This window comes from Pseudomonas sp. PDM22, from assembly GCF_014851965.1.
GTDB lineage: Bacteria > Pseudomonadota > Gammaproteobacteria > Pseudomonadales > Pseudomonadaceae > Pseudomonas.
In genome coordinates, this window is sequence record NZ_JACVAR010000004.1 from 670,057 (window position 1) to 679,219 (window position 9,163).

Below are 9,163 nucleotides of genomic sequence, written 5' to 3' on the forward strand. Positions count from 1 at the left end.
AGCATGAGTAGTCAAGACATCTACGCCCGCTCCGCCACGACCTTGCCGTCACCCTCGGTGCGGCACGAGCAGGAAGTGGCCAAGCTGATCGACGTGTCCAAGTGCATCGGCTGCAAGGCCTGCCAGGTCGCCTGCTCGGAATGGAACGAGCTGCGCGACGAGGTGGGCCACAACCACGGGACCTACGACAACCCCATCGACCTCACGGACCAGTCCTGGACGGTCATGCGCTTCACCGAGCATGAAAACCCGGCCGGCAACCTGGAGTGGCTGATCCGCAAGGACGGCTGCATGCACTGCGAGGAACCGGGTTGCCTGAAGGCCTGCCCGAGCCCCGGCGCGATCGTGAAGTACGCCAACGGCATCGTCGACTTCAACCAGGACCACTGCATTGGCTGCGGCTACTGCATCACCGGCTGCCCGTTCAACATCCCGCGCATCTCGCAGAAGGACCACAAGGCATACAAGTGCACCCTGTGTTCCGACCGCGTGGCGGTGGGCATGGAGCCGGCCTGCGTGAAGACCTGCCCGACCGGCGCCATCGTCTTCGGCACCAAGGAGGACATGAAGGAACACGCCGCCGAGCGCATCGAGGACCTGAAGTCCCGCGGCTTCGAGAACGCCGGCCTGTATGACCCGCAAGGCGTGGGCGGCACCCACGTCATGTACGTGCTGCACCACAACGACCAGCCCTCGCTGTACGCCGGCCTGCCCGACAAGCCGGCCATCAGCCCGATGGTCAGCCTGTGGAAAGGCCTCACCAAACCGCTGGGCCTGCTGGCCATGGCGGGCGTGGTGCTGGCCGGGTTCTTCCACTACACCCGCATCGGCCCCAACCGGGTCGAAGAGGACGAGGAAGACGGACCCGACCCGCAGGCGCCGGTGCACAAGGTCGACCCTTCGGTGCATGGCTACGATCCGCGTGATCCCCGCTGACTGACTTCCGCCCTCCTCGCGGGGAGGGCGGAAAAGGGCAGCAAGGAGCCCGACGACATGAAAAAAGATATCCAGCGCTACAACGCCAACGAACGGAGCAACCACTGGATGGTGGCCATTCTGTTCTTCCTCGCCGGCCTCTCGGGGCTGGCGCTGTTCCACCCGGCCATGTTCTGGCTGACCAACCTGTTCGGCGGCGGGCCGTGGACGCGCATCCTCCACCCCTTCCTCGGGGTGGCGATGTTCCTGTTCTTCCTCGGCCTGGTGATCCGCTTCGCCCACCACAACCTGGTGGAGAAGCGCGACGTGCAGTGGCTCAAGCAATGGAAAGACGTGGTCACCAACCGCGAGGAAAACCTCCCGGAAGTCGGCCGCTACAACGCCGGGCAGAAGCTGCTGTTCTGGACCCTGCTGCTGTGCATGCTGGTGCTGCTGGTGACCGGTTTCGTGATGTGGCGTGCCTACTTCAGCCACTTCTTCGGCATCGACATCATCCGCATCGCTTCGCTACTGCATGCCTTTGCCGCCTTCGTGCTCATCTGCAGCATCCTGGTGCACATCTACGCCGGCATCTGGGTGAAGGGCTCGATGGGCGCCATGCTCTACGGCTGGGTCAGCCGCGGCTGGGCGCGCAAGCACCATGCGGCCTGGCTCAAGGACGTGGACAAGGGCAAGGGGCACTGACGCCCGACGTAATCGCCGGCTCGCACTGACCTGCCAGCCGGCACGGACAGTTCCCTCTCCCTCTGGGAGAGGGCTAGGGTGAGGGGCTCTCAAGGCCTCGAACCTCCATCAACAAGGAGTCCTGCGTGTCAGGCCGAATTCTCGAACCCGGGCAGATCGAAGCTGCCGCCAACATCCCCCCGCTGTTCAACCTGCCGTCCCCCGATCTGTTCTCCCGCCGCGCCGCGCGCCTGCGTGAACTGGCACCGGGCAATCCCCTGCAGGGCTACCTCGAACTGATCGCCGGCGTCTGCGAAGCCCAGCAGGCGCTGCTCGACCGCAAGCTGTTCCTGCAATCGCCGGACGCCGCCGCGCTGGCCCGCAGCCGCGAGCACCGCATGCCGCCACTGGCCTACGAAGTGCTGGTGCGCGAAGGCGCGTGGCTGCCATTGCTGGACGCCTTCCTCGACGCCTACGAAGTCACCGCCAACCCGGCCGTGGTCGAGGCACTGAAGGTCCTGCGCAGCGCCGATTCCGGCCAGCGCAAGGCCTGGGCACTGGGCCTGCTCAACGGCCAGTTCGACCTGTTGCCGCCGGCGCTGGTGCCTTTCCTCGGTGCCGTGCTGCAGGTCGCCTTCAGCCAGTGGCTGCTGCAACTGCCCGACGACACCCTGGCGGAAACCGACAGCCAGACCCTCTGTCCGGCCTGCGGCGCGCCGCCAGTGGCCGGGATGATCCGCAGCCAAGGCAAGCATGCCGGGCTGCGTTACCTGTCCTGCTCGCTGTGCTCCTGCGAATGGCACTACGTGCGCGTGAAATGCAGCCACTGCGCCGAGAGCAAGGGCCTGGCCTACTACTCGCTGCAGCGCGAAGGCGTGGCCAGCGACCAGGCGCCGCTCAAGGCCGAGACCTGCCCCGGCTGCCAGTCCTACCTCAAGCAGTTCTACCTGCAGCACGACAAGCACGCCGAGGCCCAGGCGGACGACCTGGCCAGCCTCGCGCTGGATATCCGTCTCGCCGAGGACGGCTATCTGCGCACCGCACCGAACCTCCTGCTGGCGCCGGGCGGCGCTTCGTAGGATGGGTGGAGCGCAGCGATACCCATGCTGGCGCGGCACAGGGCTCGATGGGTATCGCTGCGCTCCACCGCATCCTACAAAGGCATAGCTTCCGCCTGGGCGTCGGTCTTCTAGACTGACTCCAGCCATCGTCTCCTGCACAAGGTTCGTCCATGACCTCGGTACGTTTGCCCTCCATCGACCGCCTGCTGCGCAGCCCGGCCTGCCAGCCGCTGCAGCAACGCTACGGCCGCGAGGCCCTGCTCAAGACCCTGCGCGACCTGCTCGACGAACTGCGCGATCCCGCCCGTCACGGCCAGCTGGCCGCCATCGAACTGGAAGAGTCGGTGCTCGCCGGCCGCGCTGGCGAGCGCCTCGCCGCGCACCACGCCAGCCGCGTGCGCCGGGTGTTCAACCTCACCGGCACCGTGCTGCACACCAACCTCGGCCGCGCCTTGCTGCCCGAGGAAGCCATCGAAGCGATCACGCTGGCTGCGCGCTACCCGCTCAACCTCGAATTCGACCTGGCCACCGGCAAGCGCGGTGACCGCGACGACCTCATCACCGGGCTGATCCGCGAACTGACCGGCGCCGAAGCCGTCACCGTGGTCAACAACAACGCCGCCGCCGTGCTGCTGGCGCTCAACAGCCTGGGCGCGCGCAAGGAAGGCATCATCTCCCGCGGCGAGCTGATCGAGATCGGCGGTGCCTTCCGCATCCCCGACATCATGTCCCGCGCCGGTGTGAAACTGGTCGAGGTCGGCACCACCAACCGCACCCACGCCAAGGACTACGAAGCCGTGATCGGCCCGCGCTCGGGCCTGCTGATGCGCGTGCATACCAGCAACTACAGCGTGCAGGGCTTCACCGCCAGCGTCGCCACCCCGCAGCTGGCGCAGATCGCCCACGCCCATGGCCTGCCGCTGCTGGAGGACCTGGGCAGCGGCACCCTGGTCGACCTCACCCGCTGGGGCCTGCCCAAGGAGCCCACCGTGCAGGAAGCCCTGCGCGACGGCGCCGACATCGTCACCTTCAGCGGCGACAAACTGCTCGGCGGCCCGCAGGCCGGGCTGATCCTCGGCAGCAAGGAACTGATCGGGCGGATCAAGAAGAACCCGCTCAAGCGCGCCCTGCGCGTGGACAAGCTGACCCTCGCTGCGTTGGAGGCCGTGCTCAACCTCTACCGCGATCCGGACCGCCTCGCCGAACGCCTCACCAGCCTGCGCCTGCTCAGCCGTCCGCAGGCCGACATCCGCGTCCAGGCCCAGCGCCTGGCGCCTGCTTTGGCAGCGCTGCTGGGCGAGCGCTGGAGCGTCGGTGCCGTGGATGCCTTGGGCATGATCGGCAGCGGCGCCCAACCGGTCGCGCGCTTGCCCAGCGCCGCGCTGTGCCTGCGGCCGAACCAGCCCAAGCGCCAGCGCGGTCGCGCCCTGCTGGACCTGGAAGAGCGCCTGCGCTGCCTACCGGTTCCGGTGCTCGGCCGCATCGATGACGACGCGCTTTGGCTCGACCTGCGCCAGCTCGACGACGAGCCCTGCTTCGTCGCACAACTGCCGCTGCTGGCCGAGGACGAGGCGTGATAGTCGGAACCGCCGGCCACATCGACCACGGCAAGACCTCACTGCTGCGCGCGCTCACCGGCATCGAGGGCGACCGCCGCCCGGCCGAGCGCGAGCGCGGCATCACCATCGACCTCGGCTACGTCTATGCCGACCTTGGCGACGGCGCGCTCACTGGTTTCATCGACGTGCCGGGCCACGAGCGCTTCGTCCACAACATGCTCGCCGGCGCCAGCGGCATCGACCTGGTGCTGCTGGTGGTGGCCGCCGACGACGGCGTGATGCCGCAGACCCGCGAACACCTCGCTATCGTCCAGCTGCTCGGCATCCGTCGCGCCATGGTCGCGCTGACCAAGGCCGACCGCGTCTCGGGCGAACGGGTAGAACAGGCTGCCGCGCAAGTGCGCGAACTGTTGGCATCAGGACCGCTCGCCGGCGCGCCGATCTTCCCGCTGTCCAGCGTCAGCGGAGAGGGCGTCGATGCGTTGCGTGGCGCTCTCGCCGCTGCCGCCCGCGAGACCCGCGAGCGCGCCGCAACCGGTGGCTTCCGTCTCGCCGTGGACCGCGCCTTCAGCGTCAGCGGCGCCGGCGTCGTCGTCACCGGAACAGCCTTTGCCGGCACCGTGAATGTCGGCGACGAATTGCTGCTGGGCAGCGCTGGCCGCCGCGCTCGCGTGCGCGGTTTGCACGCACAGAATCGCGAAGCGCAGCAGGCCCACGCGGGCCAGCGCGTGGCGGTAAACATCGCTGGCGAGCGCCTGAGCCTCGAACAGATTCACCGGGGCGACTGGCTGATCGCCGGCGAACTGCTTGCGCCCACCACGCGCATCGATATCGACCTGAACCTGCTGCCCAGCGAAACCCGCACCTTCGCCCACTGGACGCCGGTGCATGTGCACCTCGGCGCGCAGGATGTCACCGGCCGCGTCGCACTGCTCGAAGGCGAACGCCTGCAACCCGGCGAGCGTGCCTTCGCGCAACTGGTGCTGAATGCGCCCAGCCATGCCGTGCATGGCGACCACCTGGTGCTGCGCGACCAGTCCGCGCAACGCACCCTCGGCGGCGGGCGCGTGCTCGACCCCTTCGCGCCCGCGCGCAACCGGCGCAGCCCAGAGCGCCTGGAGCAACTTCGTGCCCTGCAGGGCGAAGGCCTGGAAAGCGCCTTGCCAACCCTGCTGGCCCACGCCAGCAACGGCCTCGATCCCGCGCTGCTGGCGCGCCAGTTCAACCGCCCGCGCGAAGGCTGGCAGCTGCCCGGCGAAACGGTCGAAATCCACACCCGGCTCGGCGCGCGACTGCTCTCCGCCGAACGCTGGTCCGCGCTGCAACAGCAATTGCTCGATGCCCTGCAACGCTTCCACGCCGAAGCTCCCGACGAGCTTGGCCCCGACCGCGACCGCCTGCGCCGCTATGCCTTTTCGCAACTCGAACGACCGGTGTTCATCGCCCTGCTGGAAAGCCTGCTGGCGCCGGGGCAAGTCGACAGCAGCGGCCCCTGGCTGCACCTGCCTGACCACCGCGTGCAGCTGGGCGAAGCCGACGAACAACTGCGCGAACGCCTCTGGCCCTTGCTGCTGGCCGGCGCCTTCGACCCGCCCTGGGTACGCGACCTCGCCCGCGAACTGAAGGCGGAGGAGGGCGACGTGCGCCTGCTGCTGCGCAAGCTCGGCCGCCTTGGCCAGCTGCACCAGGTGGTGAAAGACCTGTTCTACCCCGAACAGACCCTGCGCCAACTCGCCGGCCACGCCCTGCACCTGCGCGACGAAACCGGCATCATCCGCGCCGCCGCCTTCCGCGACCGCATCGGCATCGGCCGCAAGCGCTGCATCCAGTTGCTGGAATACTTCGACCGCATCGGCTTCACCCGCCGTTTCGGCAATGAGCGGCGGGTAAGAGAGGATTCTGCGCTGGCGCAGTCGACCGCTGAAGAAACTTTCTGAACTCCCGATCCCCACGCCCCCTCGATACCCCTGTTGACTACCGGGGAGTGGGTCCAATGAGTTCCTGGCTGATTCTGCTGTTCATCGCCGTCACCCTGATTGCCGTCGTGCTCGACGTCGGCAAGCGCTAGCGCGACGGCAACACCCGATCGACCCGTTGCACGAGGTAGTCGTAGAACGGGTTGGAGGTCACCCGCTGGAACAGGTCCAGCCCGACGATCAGTACGCCGCGTTCACCGCGCGGCGTGAGTGTGCCCAGGTGGATGCCGAAGTCTTCGCCGGCCGCCGGATGCTGGCCGTAGAGTGCGTCGTCGGGCGGGAAGGGCAGTGCCACGTGGGAGAGTGAGAACAGGTCCGGCGGGTAGCTGGCTGCCAGCGGCTGGCTCTCCTGTCGCTGGCTGTGGGCGGGTGTGTGCAGGGCGCTGGTCTGGCTGCTCTGCGGGCTGTTGGAGATCACCGTCAGGTCATAGTTGCGCTGACGCTCGGGCAGCAGGCGGTCGCCGAGCGTGGCCATTTCCGGGCGCAGCAGCGGGCCGTAGTTCAGCGAGCGATTGAGGTCGAACAGGACCAGCTGGCTGCCGTTGTCCGGCAGCCGGTCGTACAGGTTGCTGATCACCGCCGGGGTGCTGACGGTGCTGTCGGCAAGCGACTGGAAGGTGAGGATCGGCGGCAGGCGCGCAAGGCTGCCGCTGCTGCTGGCGCTCTCCAGGCTGCCCTGCACGGCGTCGGTCAGCTCCACCGTCTGGCGCGCCGCCGCGATGGGGAAGGAGTTGTACTTGAACGGGTTGAACTCCGGCAGCACGCTCAACCAGGCCGCCTTGGCGAAGGCCGGCAGCAACGCCGGCAAGCCCGCCAATCCGGCGAACTGCGCATAGCGGGTGACGCCGATCATCGGCGAGATCAGCACCACCTGTTTCGGCATCGCCAGGCTCGGGTCGCCCAGTGCATCCAGGCTGTACTTCATCGCCAGCGCGCCGCCATTGGAGAAGCCCACCATCAGCAGCGGCGCGCCCTTGGGCAATTGTGCAGAGGCCTCGCGCACAGCCAGCCGGGTGGCGGCCATCCAGTCTTCCCAGTCCGCGTCGGTGAGCCCGGCCGGCACGGTGCCGTGGCCCGGCATGCGGATCGCGATCACCACGAAACCCTGCTGCCGCAGGTGCTCGCCCAGGTGGCGCAGGCTGTAGGGCGAATCGGTCAGCCCGTGCAGCAGCACCGCCGCGCCGCGTACTTCACCGGCGGGGCGCATCTCGTAGGAGCGATTCCAGTCGGTGGCGAAGTGGCCGGGGTAGACCTGGCTCTGGTCGAAGTAGCGGTTGTAGGCGACGCGCTCGAAGGGTTGCAGGCTGGCCGCCATCTCCTTGCGCATGGCCTGCATCAGCTTGTCCTCGGCGGCCAGGTAGCCGGCCCAGTCGGTGCGGTCGATGGCGTCGCTGTGCAGGTCCTCGGGCACCCAGGTGTGCCAGGGCTCCAGCGGCGGGATGTTGCGCAGGGCGGCGACCCGTAGCCCCAGCGCCAACACGGCGATAGAGAGGATGAGGATGACCAGCCAGAGCAGCGCCCTGGTGAATTTCGCGTTCAGCATGGAGTTCCCTTGTCAGCGTGCAGGACAAGCATAGAGCCCCTGGCGCTACAAAGTCCGCTCACGGGTCAAAGGGCCGAGACCGCCTCGACGTAACCGGGGTTGCCGATGCCGACCTGAGCCCAGACCGGGCGTGTCTCGTTGCCCTGGCGGTCGTACTGCTCGTCTGCGTCCCACAGCGTGATGATCTGCCCCGGAAACAGGTACTCGCAGTCGTTGAATTCGTGCGCGCCGGAGTCGTCTGCCGCAGCGATCAGCGAGAACAGCTCGCCAGCCGCCAGCGCAAACACATCCATGCCCTGGTAGCGCGCGAGGTACTGCTCGCTCTGGGACAGGCCGATGAACCAGATGAACCCCTGCTCGTCGCACTCGGTCTGGATCGCCGCCTGGCAGAAGTAATCCGTCGGCCCGTTGGACGATTCCAGCGGGAAACCCACGGCGGCCAGTGCGTCCCGCGCCATGGCCCGCGTATCGCCGAGACAGACCGGGCCAATGCCCAAGTGTGGGGAAATATCGAGGATGGGTAGAGTGGGCTTCATGCCGTGGAGCTCCCTGGGTACTGCTAGCGAGGGTAGAGCACGGGCAGCCAGTTCGCTGCCTTTTTCTGGCCAATAAGTGGCCTTTTGATGTTCATTGGCCAGAATGTCATTACCGGGTTCCGTGGGGGGTTATCGGGCGACCCGGTGCCCACTGCGGCATGTGGAAAATAAGTCTGTCCTCTTTTCGCATACGTGGCTAAACACCTCACGCATGCTTGGGTTCGCTAGATGCCCCGCCAGGGGCAGCAATCGGCCAAAAGCGGTCATTGCACCACAATGGTATCGTCCACTTCTTTTCTAAGGCTCCTGAGAAACTATGAATAGAGCTGAGTCCTCAATCTGGGCCGTTGCTCCTGCACCTGGTATCCCTGAATCACCAGCTCTTTTGGTTGAGTCGGGCAACCTTTGGCTCGCTTACTTCGAGCCTGGGAACGAATGCCTCGCGGTTGTGCGATTTACCGGGCTCATTGATCATCGTCTTGTACCTATAGGGGACGAGGGATTAGGACGCCATCCCTATGTTCTCTCGGGCCTTCAGCCCTACTCGTTCAACGAACTTATTGGCTCAGAAGAAACCATTGGCCGCCCATATTCAGGTGCTAGGCATTGGGTTGTTACGTTTAAAGACGAGACTCTTGATGTGATTGCGCGAACTGGTGAGGTCATTGCCTCGGGATTAACCCTGACATCGCCACTTGAGGCCTTGCTTTCGTTTCAACTCCCACGAGTTACAAACGTTTATCTAAACGATTGACGTCCGCCATGGGTCCAGGCTGTGTGAAAACAGCAAAGGGCTTACACCAGAGGTGCATTTGGAATTGAGCCCCGAAGGTGCATGCGACGATATCGACCACAGGCTGTTAGCCGCTGCCAGAGTCTTCTGGGGCTA

General features: G+C 66.5%; 7 protein-coding genes. 5 read left to right on the top strand and 2 right to left on the bottom strand.

From position 1 onward, the window contains the following. Window positions 1–3 precede the first annotated feature (3 nt). From fdxH to selB, 5 genes are all read left to right on the top strand, one after another. Window positions 4–936 (top strand): formate dehydrogenase subunit beta, encoded by a 933-nt coding sequence (fdxH, locus tag IB255_RS17985; protein ID WP_081515660.1) that lies wholly within the window; start codon window positions 4–6, stop codon window positions 934–936. Between the two features lie 57 nt (window positions 937–993). Next, window positions 994–1,620 carry a formate dehydrogenase subunit gamma gene (locus tag IB255_RS17990; protein ID WP_081515662.1) on the top strand — a complete coding sequence of 209 codons (627 nt, stop codon included), beginning with the start codon at window positions 994–996 and terminating at the stop codon, window positions 1,618–1,620. Between the two features lie 125 nt (window positions 1,621–1,745). Continuing rightward, on the top strand, window positions 1,746–2,678 hold the full coding sequence (gene fdhE, locus IB255_RS17995; protein ID WP_081515664.1) for a formate dehydrogenase accessory protein FdhE: 933 nt from the start codon (window positions 1,746–1,748) through the stop codon (window positions 2,676–2,678). A gap of 152 nt (window positions 2,679–2,830) precedes the next feature. Next, a complete protein-coding gene (selA, locus tag IB255_RS18000; RefSeq protein WP_081515666.1) occupies window positions 2,831–4,237 on the top strand; it encodes an L-seryl-tRNA(Sec) selenium transferase in 1,407 nt (468 codons plus the stop codon). Then, a complete protein-coding gene (gene selB / locus IB255_RS18005; protein ID WP_081515668.1) occupies window positions 4,234–6,156 on the top strand; it encodes a selenocysteine-specific translation elongation factor in 1,923 nt (640 codons plus the stop codon). Before selA ends, selB begins: the two co-directional genes overlap by 4 nt. 127 nt (window positions 6,157–6,283) lie before the next feature. On the opposite strand, the gene IB255_RS18010 is transcribed toward selB, so the two are convergent. Continuing rightward, window positions 6,284–7,738 (bottom strand): alpha/beta hydrolase, encoded by a 1,455-nt coding sequence (locus tag IB255_RS18010; protein WP_192210609.1) that lies wholly within the window; start codon window positions 7,736–7,738, stop codon window positions 6,284–6,286. Between the two features lie 65 nt (window positions 7,739–7,803). Next, complete coding sequence (locus tag IB255_RS18015; RefSeq protein ID WP_192210610.1) at window positions 7,804–8,274, bottom strand: hypothetical protein; 471 nt, start codon at window positions 8,272–8,274, stop codon at window positions 7,804–7,806. Window positions 8,275–9,163 lie beyond the last annotated feature (889 nt).